This window comes from Roseovarius halophilus (ex Wu et al. 2025), from assembly GCF_047086965.1.
Map to the genome: position 1 here is coordinate 1 of NZ_JBKOTX010000666.1, position 254 is coordinate 254.

1 protein-coding gene is annotated in these 254 nt (G+C 63.8%); it reads left to right on the forward strand.

Going from position 1 to position 254, the window contains the following annotated elements:
• Positions 1-254, forward strand: a 254-nt coding sequence (locus tag ACH107_RS33965; protein ID WP_412509943.1) for a hypothetical protein, incomplete at both ends; no start/stop codon positions are given.

Here is a 254-nt window from a genome sequence, read left to right on the forward strand (position 1 = left end):
TAGTGCATGAAGAAGGCGACACCTTTGTCGACGGCGGCCATATCAAGCGTGACTCCGCATCACTCGCGCTCGATGCGCGCATCACGCCGAATCTGCAATGGTCGTTCGATGGCTTGTACATGCAGCGCAACGTGCGGGGCGCGTACTACGGCATCATCCCCGGGCAGGACTTTGGCGTGCCGGTCAGCGAGTTCGTGCGCACACCGCGCGCCATTGACGGCAGCCAGCGCGTGGCCTCGCGCGGCTCGTACTAC